Raw genomic sequence first — 18,587 nt, 5'->3', positions numbered from 1 at the left:
TCACGTCGCGTCGAGAGATTGGTTCCGCTTTCTGCGTGAGACGTTCATTGCCTTCCTCTCTTTGGCCATATCGCTGACGGCCGTACGCAGTGCGGGATGCTTTGACATAAAGACATTGAAGTCCCGGCGTTCGAGAACCAGGAACTGGCAAAAATCGACAGCGATGACATCAGCGGTCCTGCGTCCGCCGCTCAAGAGCGCCATTTCGCCAAAGAAGGAACCGGCCTCGAGGCGAACCGGCTCGTCCTCCAGTTGAACCTCTACCGCTCCCGATGAAATGAAATACATTCCGTCGCCACGATCTCCAACGCGAATGACGCGTTCGCCCGGCGATGCCACCTTTGGCCGGAATAACAGGAGGAGTTCTTCCTGAGAATTTTCGTCAACCTGGGCAAACATCGGGAAAGTTTCGATCAGCTGCTGCATTTCGAGCTGATGCTGCCTGTTTCTGTCGTCGCTGATCGCCCGGATGCGCTCCAATTCGCGGCAAAGTGCATCATGCTTACCCTTCCCGTGATTTTCAAAGAGGGAGGGCCACTTTCGATGAATGGCTTTTTGCAGCCAGTCTCCGGCGAGTAGAACGAGCGGATTGACTGTAATTGAAAGAATGGCGCCGGCGAGTATGAGATCTTGTCCCTCGCGCGGCAAAAGGCCTAGCGAAACACCCAGACCAGCCAAAATGAAAGAGAATTCGCCGATCTGCGCCAAGCCGGCAGCTACGGACAATCCCATCGCGATCGGAAAGCGCAGCAGAACGACGATCAGGAAGGCGATCAGCGATTTTCCGAAGATGATCAGCGCAAGCACGCCGGCGACGGCAAGCGGTTCGCGGATGATAACATAGGGATCGAAAAGCATGCCTACGGAGACAAAAAACAGCACGGCGAACGCATTCTGCAAAGGCAGCGAGTCGGCCGCTGCGCGATGGCTGAGATGCGACTCGCTCATCACAACGCCGGCAAAGAAGGCACCGAGTGCAAAGGATACGCCGAAAATCTCCGCCGAGCCGAAGGCGATGCCGAGGGCAACGGCGAGAACGGAAAGCGTGAACAGTTCAGGTGAGCCGGTTCGGGCGACCAGTGTGAGAATCCAGGGAACAACTTTCGGCCCGAAGTATATCGCCATCACCGTGAAGGCCCCCACCTTGAGCAGGGTCAGGGCAATGGTCAATGTGATGGCGAGGACGCCCGCGCCGGCCGCGTCATCGACATGGCCACCCAAAACCCCTGAAAATGCCGGCAAAAGCACCAAGGCGAGCACCATCGCCAGATCCTCGACGATGAGCCAGCCGACGGTCACGCGGCCATTCACCGAGTCGACCTGATTGTGCTCTTCAAGCGCCTTGAGAAGGACCACGGTACTTGCAACAGAAAGGCAGAGGCCGAGGACGAGGCCCGCCCCTAACCCCCATCCCCACAAGGAACTGAGGCCGATGCCGAGCAAAGTGGCGAGCAGGATACGCCCCAGCGCGCCGGGGACCGCTACACCGCGAACCGCCAGCAAATCCGAGGCGGAAAAATGCAGGCCCACGCCGAACATCAGAAGGATAACGCCCATTTCGGCCAGTTGCGACGCGAGAGCGCTATCGGCAACAATACCCGGCGTATACGGCCCCATCATGATGCCGGCGACGAGATATCCGACCAGCGGAGGCAGACGCAGACGATCGGCCAGATAGCCGAAGACGGCGGCAAACACGAAGCCGATCGCAACCGTCGCTAAGAGCGAAACCTCTTGATGCACGTTTCTCTTTCCATGATTTTTGCAGGCTCTCGAAGCAGGATTTCACAAAAGGTCGATCTGCAGGAAATTGCAATAGATCGTTCGATTATCTTTCGAAAACACGCAGTTGCAACTGGTCACACGTAAATTTCAATCCTGCGTAGCGAAACACGTCCCGGATTCGATGATTCATGTGCAAGAATCGCATGTTCTTGTGCGAAAATGCCATCATTTCGCGCAAAGACTTCGCGGAAATGAGAACCTGTAGTGCAAAATCAATCCCGCTAGCCTCTTTGGCTTCCGGGAGCCGAAACCGCCATATATAATACCAGTTGGATTTCCAAAAAAATAATGCGAGGGTAAGAACCCAGCTATTGGACGACCGCGGGCAAGGAGAAATCATGGAGCGCGAGCAGCTGTTTGTGGAGATCCAGTCCCGGATAGACACGTTCGAAACAGGGACTCCGCTGCACAAGAAATTGAAGATGGCGCTGCAGGATCTCATCGTCAGCAACAGCATGAGACGGGGTTCTACGCTCCCCGGCGAACGGATCATCGCGGAGGCTCTTTCCCTCTCCCGTGTGACCGTCAGAAAGGCGATCGAGCTTCTCATCGAGGACGGTCATCTGCGGCGACGGCATGGTGCGAAAACCGAAGTGAGCGTGCCGGTCGAAAAGTCGCTTTCGACCTTGGCGAGCTTTTCCGAGGATATGGTTGCGCGGGGACTTGAGCCCGGATGTATCTGGATTTCCAAGGAAATCGGCCGTCCATCCCCCGCAGAGGCAATGGCGCTCGCCCTGCCCCCAAATGCCGAGATCATCCGCCTCAGGCGCATCCGGACTGCCGACGGCGAGCCTGCGGCGTATGAGACAGCGGCGATCCCGGCAAAGTTTTTGCCGTCACCCGATTTGGTCGGCAATTCCCTTTATGAGGCACTGGCCAAGCGCAGCGCCCTGCCCCAGCGTGCCATTCAGCGGCTGCGCTCGCGGCCTGCTTCGGCTCAGGACAGTGCCCTTCTGAAATGTGCGGTCGGTTCGCCGCTTCTGATCATCGAACGGCGCTGTTTCCTCGCCGACGACCAGCCCGTTGAATTCACCGAAACGAGATACCGCGGCGATCTTTACGATTTCGTCACGGAACTGAGCCGCTAATACCAGTTTTTGACTGGTTGCAATCTGGTATGATCTGGATATCGTTCTCGTCGTAACCGAGGATTTTCAGTTGGATATCGAGCAACTCAAGCGCAGTCTTATCGTCTCCTGCCAGCCGGTTCCGGGCGGACCGATGGATCGTGCCGAAATGGTCACGGCGTTTGCCCTGGCGGCGGTCGCTGGAGGTGCAAGCGCGTTGCGGATCGAGTCCGTGGATTGTGTCCGGGCGGTCCGCCAAGCGACAAACGTGCCGATCATCGGCATCGTCAAGAAAGATCTCGAAACGTCGCCCGTCCGGATCACGCCCCATGTGACTGACGCGGTGGCGCTGGCCAAGGCCGGTGCCCAGATTGTCGCCTTCGACGCTACGCGCCGCCAGCGCCCTGACACAGTCTCCGACATCATCGCAGCCATTCACGCGAACGGTGCTTTGGCGATGGCGGATTGCTCAATGGTCGAGGATGGCCGTGCGGCGCTGGCTGCGGGTGCCGACTGCGTCGGGTCGACGCTGTCCGGTTATACTGGCGGACCTGTTCCCGACGAACCCGACTTCGATCTGATTGCTGGCTTGCGCGAGCTGACGCCCTACGTGATCGCGGAGGGCCGCATCAGAACTCCCGAGCAGGCAGCGGAAGCACTTCGCCGTGGCGCATTCAGCGTTGTCGTCGGCTCCGCCATCACCCGCACCGAACATGTCACCTCATGGTTCAAGCAGGCAATCGATGCCAAGGCTGCAAGGCAAGCCGGGAAGGCCGTCCTTGCGATCGATATTGGCGGCACCAAGACAATGGCCTGCCTGGTTAAAGACGGAAAAGTCATTGAAGAATTGCTATTCCCGACGGATCAAAGTTTGGGTCCCGATGGCTGGATCGATGCCATTGCCGCCGGCGTCGCCAATTGGCGCGGTTCCTATGATCAGATCGCCGCCGCCGTGACGGGGATTGTCGTCGATGGAAACTGGGAGGCGCTTAACCCGGCGACGCTCAATCTGCCGGACAGCTATCCGCTGATCGACAAGTTGCGCGACACATTCGGCGTTGCAGCAATCGCGGTCAACGATGCGCAATGCGCCGCCTGGGGCGAATACCGGTTTGGCGCTGGCGCGCAACAGGACATGGTGTTCCTCACCATATCTACGGGCATTGGTGGCGGCATCGTCGTCAATGGCCGGTTGCTGCAAGGCACTGCCGGTCATTTCGGATTGTTCCAGGGCTACTTCGAATGCTCGCACCGGCCACTCGAAGACAGCATTTCCGGCCACTGGATGAGCGCGGAAGCCTGCAAGGCGGGCTATGATGTGGAGGCTCCGGAAATCTTTGCCGCGGCACGATCGGGCGCACCTTGGGCATCGCACATCATCGCAATTTCAGCCCGCCGGCTCGCTATGCTCTGCCAGAATATCCAATTGGCGCTCGATCCGAAGCGCATCGTCATCGGCGGGGGTATCGGGCTTGCCGAAGGATACATCGACCAAGTTCGCAGCGCGTTCACTTTTCCCAAAATATCGCTTCGTCCAACCCTTGGGAGCGCCGGTCTTGGCCGTCACGCCGGGGTTATTGGCGCGGCGGATCTCTCTATTGCACAGTCCAGCTCAATCATTGGAGGCTAGAAAATGATTAGATTGACCAAAATCACTTTATCGGCTCTTGCACTGCTTACCGCATCCTTTGGCGCGGCCAACGCTACTGTCACCGTGCTTGGCTGGCCGGGCGGTTCGGAGGAGACCGCCCTGCGCGCCGCCGCCGAGGCCTACAACGCCCAGAGCGGCGTTGCCGATGCGGACAAGGTCGAGCTGCTCTTCTACAGCCGCGACGGCTTCTACGACAAATTGCAGGCCGACATGGCCGCCGGATCGAGTGCCTTCGATATCAACCTGCTCGCAACCTATTCGATCGGCCGATATGCGCCCTATATGGAGCCGGTCGACCTTGGTCCCGATGCGGTCAAGGTATTCGGCGAGTCCGTGCTGAAGACCATGCAGCTCGACGGCAAGCAATATGGTGTCCCGACCGATCTGTCGCTGCACTTTATGTACTACCGCAAGGATTTGATTGACGCCCTGCTTGCCGATCCGGCGGCAAAGGCGAAATATAGCGAAATCAGCCAGAAATATCTCGGCAAGACTTTGGAGCCGAAAGCGCCTGACAGCTGGACCTGGGATGACTGGGCGGCCACCGCGTTCTATTTCACCAAGGCGGTCAATGCCGACAGTCCGGTTCGCTACGGCACGGTGCTGCAGATGAAGAACCTCCTCTTCAACATCATGGTGTGGCAGTCCGTGGCGCGTGCCAATGGCGGCGACTGGGTGGATGCTTCGGGCAATATTACGGTCGACTCTCCGGCCTACCGAACCGCACTCGAGCTTTACAAGAAACTCTACGACGCGGGCGCTTCGCCGAAGGATTCGCTATCCTACGAATATCCCGAAACCAATGCCGCGTTCGGATCCGGTCAGGTGGCGACGGCCTTGCAATGGAATGCCGCAGCGAGCGAACTCACCGATCCTGCCAAATCCCCGGCGATTGCGGAGAATGTGGGTATCGTCGCGCCTCCCGCAGGAACGGCGGGACGGGCCGATCACATCCACGGCCTCGGGCTTGGCATCAACAAGAACGCCAAGAACAAGCCCGGCGCGGCAAAATTCCTGCAATGGCTCGCAACCGAGGATCCAGCCCTGCTCTACGCCCGCAGCGGAGGCTCGCCTGCGCTTCTCCCGGATATCGCGGCAAAAATCGCCAAGGAGCGGCCGGATCTCGTGACGCTCGGGCAATATGCCGGTGCCTATGGCTATGTCATGACCGGCGCCACGTCGGCCAATGCCTTCCCGGTTTATGAACTGCAGGCGAAGGAATTCACCGGCTACTGGTCGGGGCAGGAAACTCTGGACGAAGCGCTTGCCAATACAAAGGCTGGCATGGAGAAACTGCTGAAGCAATAGAAGCGCCAGCAGATGCCGGTTAGCTCTCCCCTAGGGGGAGATAAGCGGAGCCACCTATTCTGAGTCATTGCAAAGGAAAAACATGGTCAATTTCGACCACAAAGGATGGAGAGGTTTCGCGGGCCCGCTGGTCGGCTTTCTCCTGCTTTTCCTCGGATTTCCGATCCTGATCGACCTCGTCTACAGCCTCTCCCGCGTCAGTTTCACAAATTTGCGCAGCCCGGAAATCGTCGGATTCGAAAACTACAGTGCGGTTCTAGGTGATCCGCAGTTCTGGCGTGCCAGCTGGTTTTCGCTCCGTTTCGGCGTCATAACGGCAGTTCTGGAATGTTTTCTCGGTCTTGCACTCGCTGTGTTCCTGTCGCCACTCATCGAGAAACGTTCCTGGCTCATGGCGCCGCTTATGCTGCCGCTAATGGTCGCGCCGGCCATGATCGGGCTCATGTATCGCCTCGTGCTGCATGAGTTCGTCGGGCCGGTTCCGTATTATCTGTATTTATGGTTCGGCGACAGTCCGTCATTCCTCAATGCCGGGAATGCCTTCTGGACCCTTGTGGTCGTCGAGACATTGCAGTGGACGCCGTTCGCCCTGCTGCTGTTCTATACGGCGTATCGGGCGATCCCTACCGACGTGCGCGAAGCCTCCGCGATTGATGGCGCCTCGGCTCGCCAGATCCTGATGGCGATTGAACTGCCGCTGATGCGGCCGACGCTCATCTTCACGTTTTTCATCCGGTTCATCGACGGATTTCGCGTGTTCGACAATGTCTACACATTGACCGGCAGCGGTCCCGGCGGTTCGACCACATCGCTGCCGATTTACATATACGAAGCCTTCTTCAAGCAGGGCGCCATCGGCAAGGCAATCGCCGCCTCCGTTATCCTGTTCCTTGCGTCCTTCGTAGGCTTGTACATGCTGACCTGGCTATCCCGCCGCAGGAAAGGCGCCGCTTCATGATCAATCTCCTGCGGTGGACCGTCTACGCTGTCGCTGCTCTTGCCCTGAATTTTCCGGTCATCGTCACGCTGCTAACGTCCTTCAAGAGCGGAAAGGAGATTTCGGTCAATCCGGGATTTTGGATATCAAGCCCTACCCTCGCAAATTATGCGCAGGTCTTGCAAGTCACTGACCGGCTGAACATTTTCGCCTATCTGTTCAACAGCCTGGCGGCATCCCTGATCGGCACGGTGCTCGCGATGATCATCACGTTTCCGGCAGCCTTTGCCATCGCGCGCGGTGAATATGGCCGCAAGATCCTGATGCCGCTGATCGTCAATCTGCGAGCGGTGCCGCTCATCATCTTCGCGATCCCGCTTTACATGATGTTCCAGTTCGTTGGCTTGCTCGATACGCAGCTTGGCCTCGGGCTGATCTTGACGATCGTCAATCTGCCGCTCTCATTGATCGTCTTCGTCAATGCCATAGCCGAGGTGCCTTTCGAGATCGACGAGGCGGCAAAACTCGACGGCCTGAGCAAGTGGGGGATCATGAAGCAGATGATGCTGCCGGTCTGCCGCCCGGCGCTCGCCACTGTTTTCATCTTTGGTTTCATCACCGCCTGGAACGAATTCCTGTTCGGGTTGATGCTGACCTCCAACAGGGCAGTGCCGATGACGGTCGGTGCTTCGTTCTTCTTCGCGGCGAGCGGGGGCGGTATTCAATGGGGAGCGGCATCGGCGGTGATGATCGTCGGCGCGCTGCCACCCATGCTGATCGGCATTGTCATGTATCGCCAGATCAGCGGTTCGATGACGGCGGGGGCTGTAAAGGGCTAAGTGTTTCTGGTTATTTGCGATAATGCTGTGCGTGGTTCGACGGGGCTCACCATGAGGGAGCATTGCGGGTTGCAATGATAATCGCCCACCCAAGAGCGCAGGGCCAATTCCGCACATTTTGGTCCCCTGCAATCAATTCACCTCCCTCATGGTGAGCCCCGTCGAACCGCGCATGCCAGTTGTGCAAACTTATTCCGCGAAATCTCCCTTGCCGTCGGCGCTCGCCCAGTACAGACTCCGCCAAAAATGCGGGGGATCATGCGCACCCAAATCGTCATCATTGGTTCGGGACCATCCGGCTTGCTGCTCGGCCAGCTTCTGAGCGAAGCCGGGATCGACAACATCATCCTCGACCGCGTCGGCAAGGACTATATTCTCGGGCGCGTCAGGGCGGGGGTTCTCGAAGAAGGCACGGTCGAGCTGGTCGACAAGGCGAAATCCGGAGCGAGGATGCATGCGGAAGGCCTGCGGCATGACGGCTTTTCTCTCGTCTTCGACGGACGCGATCATCGTATCGACCTGTTTGGCCTGACCGGCGGCAAGCGTGTCATGGTCTATGGCCAGACAGAGCTTACCCGCGACCTGATGGAACATCGCGAAAAGAGCGGCGGTGTGACCATCTATGATGCAAGCAATGTCCAGCCGCATGATTTCGACGGCAGTGCGCCCTGCGTCACTTATGAGAAGGACGGCGTTACGAACCGTATCGACTGCGATTTCATCGCGGGATGCGACGGTTTTCATGGCGTCAGCCGCAAATCCGTGCCGGAGAGATCACTGCGCATCTTTGAGAAGATTTATCCTTTCGGCTGGCTCGGCATCCTTGCCGATGTGCCGCCGGTCAATCACGAGCTGATCTATGCCAACCATCCGCGCGGCTTCGCGCTGTGCTCCATGCGCTCCGCAATCCGCAGCCGCTATTACGTGCAATGTTCTCTCGACGAGAAGATCGAAGACTGGAGCGATGACCGTTTCTGGGACGAATTGCGGCGCCGCCTGCCGTCGCACCATGCGGACGCGGTCGTGACTGGATCCTCGTTCGAAAAGTCGATTGCGCCGTTGCGCTCCTTCGTCGCGGAACCGATGCGGTTCGGGCGTCTCTTCCTCGTCGGCGATGCGGCGCATATCGTGCCGCCGACTGGGGCCAAGGGTCTCAACCTCGCAGCCAGCGATGTCCATTACCTTTTCTCCGGTCTTGCCGAATATTACCGCGATGGCACTGAAGCCGGCATCGACGCCTATTCTATGCGGGCCCTTTCACGCGTCTGGAAAGCCGTACGCTTTTCCTGGTGGATGACGACCATGATGCATCGTTTTCCGGATACGGGGGAATTCGACCAGAAGATCCAGGAGACCGAACTCGACTATCTCACTCATTCCCGCGCCGCCTCGACGGTGCTGGCGGAAAACTATGTCGGTCTGCCTTACTGAACACGATTTTAGAGCCTTTCATGCCTAAATAGAATCGTTCTGCCGGAGGGAATTCATGGACAAGGTCGAGGGATTTGGCGAGGCCGATGCCTTTCCATCGGACGATGCCGAAGTCCGATGGATTTGGCCCGAATTCACCCGGCCCTTCGGGTTTCCGACTGGCGGACAACCACTTTGTCAGGCGGCATCGGACGATGGAAAAACATCGACCTCGCCACCTTCCGCGTGGATTGTCTCGCCATCCGGGAAACAGAACTGTTTCTATTTAGGCATGAAAGGCTCTAGTCCGATAGGTTTATGGCTGGGCCGGACCCCGGCGCGGTAGTATGGCAACTCTTTCATCTTGGGATTCGCGCCTATGATCTCCCATCGCCTCCCGGCTTCGTCATATCTGGTACCGATAGGAGCGCTGGCGCTTGCCGTGGGGGTTCAACTGATCGGAGTTCCGGGCGGCCAAGGCCATGCCTGGGTTACGATCCTGGTTTCATTTATCACCCTTTGCGTGCTGCTCACCACCGTGTTCGTCGTCCTTGAACATGCGGAAGCCTTGGCGTTCCGTCTCGGCCAGCCATACGGAACGCTGCTGCTCACCTTCGCCGTCACGACGGTGGAGGTTTCGATTATCGTCTCGATGATGCTGCATGGTGAAAACAATCCGACGCTGGCGCGCGAGTCGGTCTTCTCCACGGTGATGATCGCTTGCGCCGGCGTCGTTGGACTATGTCTTACGCTTGGAGCATGGCAGCATCGACAGCAGGATTTAAAACGACAGGGGACAAGCGCCATCCTCTCGGTTCTGACCGCCTTGACCGTTCTGACGCTCGTTCTGCCCAATTTCACGCTTGCGACAGATCCGGGCAGCTTTTCTCCGGTACAACTCATCTTCGTCAGCCTCTGTTCGGTGCTGCTCTATGCGAGTTTCGTGTTCGCGCAGACTATGGGTCATCGCGACGATTTCCTCGACGAAAGCGCAGCCTATGCCACCAATCATCCGGGAGATGCAGTGGAAGGAGCCGGTTATACGAACGCAATTCTCCTGGTGATCGGGCTGGTTGGCATTGTGCTGCTCGCAGAACAGGTTGCTGTCGGGATCGAGAATGGCCTTGCCGCTCTTCAAGTCAAGCAGAGCGACGCGATCGTCGGCGCTTTCATCGCGACGCTTGTTCTCCTGCCGGAAAGCGTCGCCGCCGTTCGCGCCGCACTGAACAATGAATTGCAACGCAGCCTCAATATCGCGCTCGGTTCGGCGCTGGCAACCATCGGGCTGACGATCCCCGCAGTCGGCATGGCAAGCCTCATCACCGGGCGGGAACTCATGCTCGGCCTTTCGTCCGGCGATACGGTGCTTCTGGCGCTGATCCTTTCGATCAGCATCCACAGTTTCGGAACAGGACGCACCACGGTGCTGACCGGGATGGTGCATCTGGTCGTCTTCATCGCCTTCATATTGCTGTTGGCAGTTCCTTAGACAGCGGGAGCATTTACCGTATCGTAGCCGTATATTCGCCGCAGCTGCATTTCCAGCACGGATACGAGTGTCTATCGTTACGAAGGTGAAACGGATCCCGGAGCGATTTCGATGAAAAGTAAATTCGGCAAAGTCATATTGGCGGGCAGTGTCCTCGGTCTCTGCCTGACAACGAGCGTCATGGCGGCAACGATCAAGGAGCTGCAGGGCGCCTGGACCATGAACGGAACCAAATGTGAGGACACATTCAAGAAGGTCGGCAAGACGGTCGAGTTCAAGGACCGGACGGCGTCCACATCTACAGGATTGCTGATCAGCGGCAGCCAGGTAACGGGACCGAATGCTGTGTGCACGACGCTGAGCGTGAAAAAACAGAAGGACCGGCTATCGGCGCGGTTGTCGTGTACGGATTCAATGATCGAGAGCGACGTTAGCCAGACGTTCAAGATCGTCGACGCCAACACGTTCCAGCGGTTCGACCCCTTTGGCGATGATATGTACGTCACCTACAAGAAGTGCGACATGTGAACGTTACGGTGCTCGCCGCCCTATCGCGCGGCGAGGCTGGCTTCAATATCAGAAATGCATGACGACGCCGAAGATCGGCCCTTGTTCGACGATGTCCAGAACGAAACCGTCATTGCTGTAGTCAACGCCGAGCGCCCGGTAACCGGCGACCGCTGATACGTTTTCGTTGAAACTGTAGCCGATTCCGCCAGCGACGTCCCAGTCGACATTGGCGCCGCCACCGCCGACGAGCCCCCAGCCGGTAAAATAGACTTTGTCGGTGATTGAATATTTGGCGCGTATTCCGCCGAGGCCGTCGACCCAGGTCGCGCTGTCTTCGCGGCTCACACCATCGAGAATGCCGCCGCTGAACGAAATTTCCGTGCTCGCATGCCAGACCCTTAACCCGGCGACGAGATCGAGATTGCCCCGATCATTTTGCAGCACGGAATAACCGGCCCCGAGGAGCCCCGCAAAGGTCTCCGACGTGACATCGACGTTGTCGGCAACGATGCCTCTGGGCGTACCGGAACCGCTCGAAATCTTCGTATACATGATGTCGGAAAAGATGCTGTAACGATCATAGCGCGCCTCGCCGATGGCCATGGCGGCAAAATCGAGATCATTCAGGATATCGCCGAAATCCATGTCGAGATGCACCGTCGGCAGGCCGAAAAGCCCGCTGTCGCCGGACATGCCCGCCGCCCAGAAATACGGAGCGATCGCGAAGGTCCAGCCGTCCTTCTCGGTCTGCTTGAGCTCCGGTGCCATCGGCGACGTGATATCTGCCGCCCGGACGGGACTTGCGGCGAGAAAACCCGCCGTTAATACGGTTGCAAGCGCAATAGAATATTTCATCGCTGTTCCCCCTATTTTGAACATCGCGATCATTCCTCAACCGGCTCCCACGTTTTGTCCGGATTGAACGATCGAATCTCCTTGACTGCCTTATCAGTAGCCGGACCGAGATCCTTTTCATAGATGTTACCCTGATGGCTGACGACGAAAGTCTTGATCCCGGTTTCTCCATATTTTGCCGGCCACGCAATCAGAGCGTGTCCGGCAATCATGTTGCCGTTGATGACATAATCATATTTGCCGCCGGCGATATTGCTGCCCTGCGATTTAAGAATGCGGAAACGGTAGCCGTAATAGCCCTGATCAGAGGCCGCAGCGCCCTCGATCCTGGCGGCATTTCCGAAACTGCCTGCCGGGCTTTGCTCACCTCCGTCCGACTTCCAGTAGAGACCGTCCTGTTTTCCTTCATCGCTGATGATCTTCTGGGCGAATTCGAGAACACCATCATCATCGTGATCCTCTTGCGCGTAGGCAGTCTGCGCGGCGATGTAGCTACGGCACGTCTGGATGGCCTCGTTTTCGTTCTCGCCGATCCGCCGCGCCAGAATCTCCTCTAGCCCCTTTTTCGTATCGAACTGCCAGCCGGCGTCCTGCTTGACCAAGGGAAACGGAAATGGCCAGGCAAGATTTCCGAGAATGACTTCCTTGCTGCCATCTTTCCGGTCTTTCAGTTCGGCGCGCTCCCCGGAGGCCTTCTGAAGATCAGTCAAACGAGCATCGAAGTCATCTGATTTCTTCGCCGCTTCGGCGTTCAGGCCAAGGACCTTGGCCAGTGCGTCAACATCCTTGGCGCCGAGATCCTTCTTCAGAGCCTCCAGCGCCTCCCCCGGTTCCTTGAATGTTTCGGACTCTGCGCCAACGAAACGTTGAAGCGAAGGCTCCGCGGCAAGCAAAGGAAACGATGCCGCGATAGAAAGGAATGCGGAGGCGAGAAGTGTTTTCAGAGTTGAGCGATACATATTCGTAATCCTTTCACAAGGAATTGGTGATGGCTATTGACTGGTCAGCGACGGCCGCCCCGGCCCCCGCCGCCTCTGCCTCCTCCGCCTCTGCCTCCTCCGCCGCGTTGCACCCTGGGGCCGCCACCGCCCCTGGCGCGCGCGCCACCACCCTGGACCCTGGCACCACCGCCACCCTGGGCTCTGGGACGTCCTCCGCCGCCGCCCAGGCTGGCATTGCCGCGCTGTGACGAAGCGCGAGCATCCCGACCAGAGCCATAATTGCCGAGGGTGCTTGGCTGCCTCGCACGGTTATCGACTCGGCCACCTGCCGGCTGTTGCCGGGGGCGATCCGGGCGGTTGGCGTTGGGTCTGTCCCGATTCGGGCGGTTGGCGGCCCCTGCGCCTTGTCCGATGTTGCGGTTGCCCGCGCCTGCACCTTGCCCGATATCGCGATTGGCCGGACGATTTGCACCTTGACCAGGGCGATTCCCGGCGAAATTGCCACCGTCCCTTTGCCTCAGTTGATTCTGCACATCGCGGCGAACGTCACTGCTCTGGATTCTCGATCCGATGGCAGCCCCCGCGAGCCCGGCACCTGCGGCTCCCGCGAGGCCCGCGCCTCCGAGCCCGCCAAGGCTGCCGAGCTGGCCGTTGTCCCTCAGATCGAGCCGGTTTCCCCTGTTCTCGCGAATATTGTTCGTGATGGAATCCCGGTCGAAATTGAATTTGCTGCTGTCGAAATTGAGGTTGTTGATATTGTTCTTGTCAAAATTGAAATCGTTGCGATTGATATTGTCGATGTTGATGTCGACATCCTCCCCTCCCCATGAGTGCCAATTATCCCAGTCGATTGCAGCGCCGAAAACTGCACCGGTGATAAATCCACTCCAATAGGGCGCGTAGGGGTAATAGTACGAAGGATAGGGATCGCCGTACACGATCGGGGCCGACGCAACATAGGTCGGGCTGGTCAGGATGACGGGGTCATAAGTCGGGACATACGTCACCTCCTTTTTGGCAGGGCGAATGACAACGTTGTTGTCGTCGTTTGTCTCTACGACAACCTTGTCATCCGACTTGATGGAACCATTGTCCACTGCCTTGTCGCGGAGTTCCTGTATCGCCACAAGCACGTCTTTTTGCTGATTGACGACCGCCTCGCCCAGCTGTTCCGTCCAGTCGAGATCGTCGTTCATCATCTTGAGGACTGTCGGATAGTTGAGAAGCGATATGACGCTTCCGTCCCATGATGGATCGGGTTTCGCTTCAGGCTTTGCTTTCGCCTGATCCAGAAACCGCGCCGCCTGGACGATCTGAAGAGGGTTGAGCGCGGCCGAAAGCACAAGGGCCACAAGGTCGTCGGGATAGAGCGCGATGCGCGCGGTCAGTGTTTGCAGTTCTGCCGCAGTCAGCAACGCCGGCGCGGGCGCCGCCGGTGCGGCCGGCGCCGTTGCAGCCGGCGCGGGCTGCGTCTGCGTCCAAGCCAGCATGCCCGGCCCGCACATCAGCAGCGCTGCCGAAGCCACGACGGCAATCGTTTTTTGGTGCAATGACATAGCTGCTCTCCTCAAATTCCACGTTCTGACGACGTGCTGCTACCGGGTAATTTCTTGCAGTCGGTCGGTTCGCTAAGGCATCAGACCTTTTCGAGCGACAGCACCGTTCCGGCCTGATCGATGAGGCAGCTCGAACGCTGGCCCTTCGCTTCAAGAATGATCTGGTACTTGCCGCCATCGACGGCGCTTGAGCTCACCGGAAGCGCCGACGCGTGGTCCGCACCAAATTTGGTCGCTGCCGCACTCGAACATGCGAGCTGCAGGTCGGCTGGTGCCGTCTGCGCCGTGTTTCTTGCCATGTTTTCGGGTGTGGGGCTGTTGTCCGACACACATCCTGCTAGCGCCAATATACCACTCGCAACGATGATGAAGTTGATATTTTTCAAATGTCCTCGACCTGATCTGCAAAGCATCGTTTTCCCCTGACTTTGCTACTCAAACACCCTTGTAGAGTGACGCGCCCTGCATGAGCACGATCACTTTCGCTCCGACTTCGATCTGTGAAGCGAGATCGGTAATGTCCTCATTGTTCATCCTGATGCAGCCCGACGACACATTGAGGCCGATCGACCAGGGCTCGGGCGTGCCGTGTATGCGGTAGATCGTGTCCTGATCGCCTTCGTAGAGATAGAGCGCGCGCGCGCCGAGCGGATTGTCGGGGCCGCCGGGCATCCCGCCTGCAAACTTTACGGCATTCGGATCACGCGCCACCATTTCCGCTGGCGGTGTCCAGGTCGGCCATTCGGCTATCCGCCCCACGCGTACGATGCCGGCCCAACCGAAGCCGTCGCGGCCAACGCCAATGCCATACCGGACGGCCTGACCGCCGCCTTTGACGAGATAAAGGAAATGCTGGTTGCCGTCGATGATGATGGTTCCGGGCCTTTCAGCCGTACGGAATGGAACAACCTGCCTGCGGAATGCTTCCGGCACCTGCCCGTTCGCCGCATAGTATTTGCGGGCTTTCTTGCTGTCGTAGGCGATCCAGGTCCGGGTTTTCGTATCGTAGATTTGTGTCTTCGGAACCTGAGCCAATCCGGCAGCAATGCCGCCAATGAGCAATCCTGCTACAGCCAGAAAAGTGGCTGATTTCATGCCAAGAAACGATGCGGAACTTCTTTTCATTTCGCCGTCCCCTTCAACCATTTTGCTACCCGGTCGGCATGCTTTCCAACCCACGCCTTGGCGTAGTCGGCTGGTGGCTGGCGGTCGACTTCGACGGCATAGCTCATCTCGGTGATTTCGTCGGGAGTGAAATCGATGCTCTCGAGAAACTTGGTAACTTCCGGCCTCTTTGTGGCCAAAGCCTTCGAATAGGCGATGTGAAAGTGCGCCGCATCCCAAGCGACGGGTGCGCTCGATTTGGCCAGCCAATCCGGATCGTCCGCCGGCAGGATGACATGCCACTTGGACGCGTCGTAAGCGGGCTCCTCCAGCTTGACGATATCATGCAGCTTGAAGACGACATGCGGGCTGTAGCAGGCAAAGATGATCGGCTTGTCCGCTGCCTCGGCAGCATCGACCGCTGCCATGCCCATTTCCTCCGGCATTTCGAGCAAGCGCATGGTCTTGGCATAACCATAACTGTTGGCCCGAATGCGCTCGATCGCCGTGGAAGACCACGTCTCGGCGCCGATCCACATCTCTCCCTGCCCGTCGCCGTCCGTGTCGAAGGCCGCGGTCTTTTTCGGATCGAGAAGATCGGCAATCGCATGGATCCCGGTTTTGTCCACTGTCTGCTTCGTAGTGCAAATGCCCTGCCACGCAGGAACGCCGAAATCCGCGAGCTGGACCTTCTCCCCATATTTTTTAACCAGCGAAGCGAGGTTCGGCAGCCAGACCTCCGGATGAACGTCGACCTCCCCGGAAGCAAGACCGGCAAAGGCGGTCATCGTCCCCATCTCCTCGACATCGACGCTGAGGTGCATGTTCTCTTCGAGGCTGGTCTTGATGATGTTTGCCGTCACCTGGCCCGACGGCCAGTTCGGCATGGCGACAACCAGATCGGCCGCGATTGAAGCTGCGGGGAACGCTATCCAGACTGACAGGGCCAATCCCGCAAATTGACCGAGCCTCATTGATCGTTGCCTCATTTGCCACGCTCCCACATGATGTGGTCGGCATTAGCAGGCATCGACTGCGTTATCGTAAGTACGTAACTGTTAATTTTTGCCGGAATCCGGTTTACGGTGTAGGACTGAAGCGTTCCATTCCGGCAGATAGCCGGAGGAGGACCGGGGGCGGCATGACACGGATTCTGATCGCGGACGATCACGAGATTGTCCGGCAAGGTGTAAAGGCAATCCTGTCGAGACGGGAGCGCTGGGAGGTCGTCGGCGAGGCAGCCGATGGGCGCGACGCTGTCGAGCAGGCGCGGCTGACCGAACCCGAAATCGCCATTCTCGACTACGCCTTGCCCTTCATCAATGGTGTAGAGGCGGCCCGGCAAATCCGGCTGCATAGTCCGAAGACCGAGGTCCTTATATTTACCCAGCACGATAATGAAGCTCTGCTGCGCAACATTCTCGAAGCGGGCGTCCGTGGCTATCTGCTGAAATCCGACGCCACGCAATATCTCATTCAGGCGGTAGAAGCATTGGAGCACCGCCAGCCGTTCTTCACAAAGACGGTGTCTGACATGCTCGTGTCATCCTACCTCGCTAAATCCGACGCTGCGCCGAGTATTCTCACCTCGCGCGAAACGGCAGTCGTCAAACTGATCGCAGAGGGTCACAGCAACAAGGAGACGGCAGCAGTGCTTGGCCTCAGCGAGAAGACCATCGAAAGCCACCGTGCCGCTGCAATGCGCAAACTCGACGCAAAATCCACCGCAGCCCTTGTTCGATATGCCATAAGAAACCGGTTGATCGAGGCTTGACGATGGTTTCGCGCGAAATAGTCAAGCATTACCATTATTCACCCGCCGCAATTTCCTCGAGCGAAAGCATCAATATGGATCACACCTCCGGAGCAACTCAGCCTTCGCGGCCACCCTGTCGTCGCGTGGCCGCATTGCCAGTGCTTGGGCTCGTGCTCACGCTCGCATTGGCCGGTTGCGCCGGGCATGCCAAAGGCGTAATGGCGCCAGTGGCCGTGACGGGTGCAACCGGTGGTTCAACGGTCGACATGCTCGTCGTGACCAGCCGCGTACCCTCGAACGATCCGGCGACGTTGTTTACCGGGGAGCGCAGCCCGACGCCCTATTTGACGGATATCACCGTATCTATCCCTTCCGATACCAAGCGCAAACCGGGAACAGTGCAGTGGCCAAAAAAGGTACCGCCGAATCCGGCAACGGATTTTGCCGTGACGCGGGTCAAGGAGCTGCATTCCGTCGATGAGGGACGCGCCTGGTTCCGTCAGCACATCGTTGACGGGCATGCGATGGTTTTCGTCCATGGTTTCAACAACCGCTACGAAGACTCGGTTTTCCGTTTTGCCCAGATCGTCCATGATTCCAAGGCGCCGGTAACACCGATCCTGTTCACCTGGCCCTCAAGAGCACGCGTTTTCGATTACAACTACGACAAGGAGAGCACCAACTTCTCCCGTACCGCGCTGGAACAAGCGCTGCAGACACTTTCCAAAGACAAGGACGTCAAGGAAATCACGGTCATGGCCCATTCGATGGGAACATGGCTCGCCATGGAATCGCTGCGGCAGATGGCGATACGCGACGGCAGGGTACAGCCCAAGATAAAGAATGTGATCCTCGCCTCGCCCGACATCGATGTCGATGTCTTCGCACGCCAATGGAACGAGCTGGGCAAGGATAAGCCGAAAATCACCATCTTCGTATCGCAGGACGACAGGGCCCTGAAAGTGTCACGGCTTATCTCCGGCGATGTCGATCGCCTTGGCGCGATCAATCCGGCGGCGGAGCCTTACAAGACCAAGCTGGAAGCGGCAGGAATAACCGTTGTGGACCTGACCCAGATCAAAACCGGTGACGGGCTGCGCCACGGCAAATTCGCCGAAAGCCCGGAAATCGTCCAGCTCATCGGACAACGTCTCGTGACAGGGCAGACGCTCACCGATTCCGATGTTTCGTTTGCGGATGGTGTGACAGCGGTCGTGGCCGGCAGCGTTGGTACAGTGGGCAAGGTTGCAGCGACGACCGTGACCGCGCCGCTCACAGTGCTCGAGGGCAACAAGATCGAATATAGACGCCCTAAATCCGACAGGGTGAACGAGACCCTGAACAGCAAGTCACCTACGCCTGATTTGAGCTACTAATTG

General features: G+C 58.2%; 18 protein-coding genes. 11 read left to right on the top strand and 7 right to left on the bottom strand.

All coding sequences use genetic code 11. The features are described from left to right. Positions 1-1,743 (bottom strand): cation:proton antiporter domain-containing protein, encoded by a 1,743-nt coding sequence (locus ACSQ3H_RS24390; RefSeq protein ID WP_436119704.1) that lies wholly within the window; start codon positions 1,741-1,743, stop codon positions 1-3. A gap of 380 nt (positions 1,744-2,123) precedes the next feature. On the opposite strand from ACSQ3H_RS24390, the gene ACSQ3H_RS24385 reads away from it, so the two are divergent. The 9 genes from ACSQ3H_RS24385 (at position 2,124) to ACSQ3H_RS24345 (ending at position 11,014) form a co-directional block, all read left to right on the top strand. Next, positions 2,124-2,873: a GntR family transcriptional regulator gene (locus tag ACSQ3H_RS24385; protein WP_436119703.1), complete on the top strand. Its 750-nt coding sequence runs from the start codon at positions 2,124-2,126 to the stop codon at positions 2,871-2,873. 70 nt (positions 2,874-2,943) lie between these two features. Further along, positions 2,944-4,482 (top strand): putative N-acetylmannosamine-6-phosphate 2-epimerase, encoded by a 1,539-nt coding sequence (locus ACSQ3H_RS24380; RefSeq protein ID WP_436119702.1) that lies wholly within the window; start codon positions 2,944-2,946, stop codon positions 4,480-4,482. Between the two features lie 3 nt (positions 4,483-4,485). Further along, on the top strand, positions 4,486-5,811 hold the full coding sequence (locus ACSQ3H_RS24375; protein WP_436119701.1) for an ABC transporter substrate-binding protein: 1,326 nt from the start codon (positions 4,486-4,488) through the stop codon (positions 5,809-5,811). Between the two features lie 82 nt (positions 5,812-5,893). Continuing rightward, a complete protein-coding gene (locus ACSQ3H_RS24370; protein WP_436119700.1) occupies positions 5,894-6,769 on the top strand; it encodes a carbohydrate ABC transporter permease in 876 nt (291 codons plus the stop codon). Continuing rightward, positions 6,766-7,587, top strand: a complete 822-nt coding sequence (locus ACSQ3H_RS24365; protein ID WP_436119699.1) for a carbohydrate ABC transporter permease — start codon at positions 6,766-6,768, stop codon at positions 7,585-7,587. Before ACSQ3H_RS24370 ends, ACSQ3H_RS24365 begins: the two co-directional genes overlap by 4 nt. A 258-nt stretch (positions 7,588-7,845) precedes the next feature. Beyond that, complete coding sequence (gene pobA / locus ACSQ3H_RS24360; RefSeq protein ID WP_436119698.1) at positions 7,846-9,018, top strand: 4-hydroxybenzoate 3-monooxygenase; 1,173 nt, start codon at positions 7,846-7,848, stop codon at positions 9,016-9,018. Between the two features lie 55 nt (positions 9,019-9,073). Beyond that, positions 9,074-9,343, top strand: a complete 270-nt coding sequence (locus ACSQ3H_RS24355; protein WP_436119697.1) for a hypothetical protein — start codon at positions 9,074-9,076, stop codon at positions 9,341-9,343. A gap of 33 nt (positions 9,344-9,376) precedes the next feature. After that, positions 9,377-10,486 (top strand): calcium:proton antiporter, encoded by a 1,110-nt coding sequence (locus tag ACSQ3H_RS24350; protein ID WP_436119696.1) that lies wholly within the window; start codon positions 9,377-9,379, stop codon positions 10,484-10,486. 111 nt (positions 10,487-10,597) lie between these two features. Beyond that, positions 10,598-11,014 carry a hypothetical protein gene (locus ACSQ3H_RS24345; protein ID WP_436119695.1) on the top strand — a complete coding sequence of 139 codons (417 nt, stop codon included), beginning with the start codon at positions 10,598-10,600 and terminating at the stop codon, positions 11,012-11,014. Between the two features lie 48 nt (positions 11,015-11,062). Here the strand turns inward: ACSQ3H_RS24345 and ACSQ3H_RS24340 are convergent, their stop codons facing one another. The 6 genes from ACSQ3H_RS24340 to ACSQ3H_RS24315 all read right to left on the bottom strand — a co-directional run bounded on the left by ACSQ3H_RS24340 (position 11,063) and on the right by ACSQ3H_RS24315 (position 16,441). Beyond that, positions 11,063-11,851: a DUF481 domain-containing protein gene (locus ACSQ3H_RS24340; RefSeq protein ID WP_436119694.1), complete on the bottom strand. Its 789-nt coding sequence runs from the start codon at positions 11,849-11,851 to the stop codon at positions 11,063-11,065. Between the two features lie 29 nt (positions 11,852-11,880). After that, positions 11,881-12,810, bottom strand: coding sequence for a DUF2950 domain-containing protein (locus ACSQ3H_RS24335; protein WP_436119693.1), 930 nt, complete (start codon positions 12,808-12,810; stop codon positions 11,881-11,883). A gap of 44 nt (positions 12,811-12,854) precedes the next feature. Beyond that, the gene (locus tag ACSQ3H_RS24330; protein ID WP_436119692.1) at positions 12,855-14,348 is read right to left on the bottom strand and encodes a DUF3300 domain-containing protein; all 1,494 of its coding nucleotides are present in this window, start codon (positions 14,346-14,348) and stop codon (positions 12,855-12,857) included. An 80-nt stretch (positions 14,349-14,428) separates the two neighbouring features. Continuing rightward, entirely contained in the window at positions 14,429-14,734 is a 306-nt protein-coding gene (locus tag ACSQ3H_RS24325) for a hypothetical protein (protein ID WP_436119691.1), read from the bottom strand. 49 nt (positions 14,735-14,783) lie between these two features. Next, positions 14,784-15,473, bottom strand: coding sequence for a L,D-transpeptidase (locus tag ACSQ3H_RS24320; protein ID WP_436119690.1), 690 nt, complete (start codon positions 15,471-15,473; stop codon positions 14,784-14,786). Continuing rightward, complete coding sequence (locus tag ACSQ3H_RS24315) at positions 15,470-16,441, bottom strand: ABC transporter substrate-binding protein (protein ID WP_436119689.1); 972 nt, start codon at positions 16,439-16,441, stop codon at positions 15,470-15,472. The genes ACSQ3H_RS24320 and ACSQ3H_RS24315 overlap by 4 nt, the downstream gene beginning before the upstream one ends. Before the next feature lie 152 nt (positions 16,442-16,593). Between ACSQ3H_RS24315 and ACSQ3H_RS24310 the strand changes: the two genes are divergently transcribed. Further along, entirely contained in the window at positions 16,594-17,226 is a 633-nt protein-coding gene (locus ACSQ3H_RS24310; protein WP_436119688.1) for a response regulator, read from the top strand. A gap of 2 nt (positions 17,227-17,228) precedes the next feature. Next, positions 17,229-18,584: an alpha/beta hydrolase gene (locus ACSQ3H_RS24305; protein WP_436119687.1), complete on the top strand. Its 1,356-nt coding sequence runs from the start codon at positions 17,229-17,231 to the stop codon at positions 18,582-18,584. The last annotated feature ends 3 nt before the right edge of the window (positions 18,585-18,587 follow it).

It is taken from the genome of Phyllobacterium sp. LjRoot231 (assembly GCF_964253365.1).
Taxonomy (GTDB): Bacteria; Pseudomonadota; Alphaproteobacteria; order Rhizobiales; family Rhizobiaceae; genus Phyllobacterium.
This window is presented reverse-complemented; position numbering and strand designations above follow the sequence as displayed.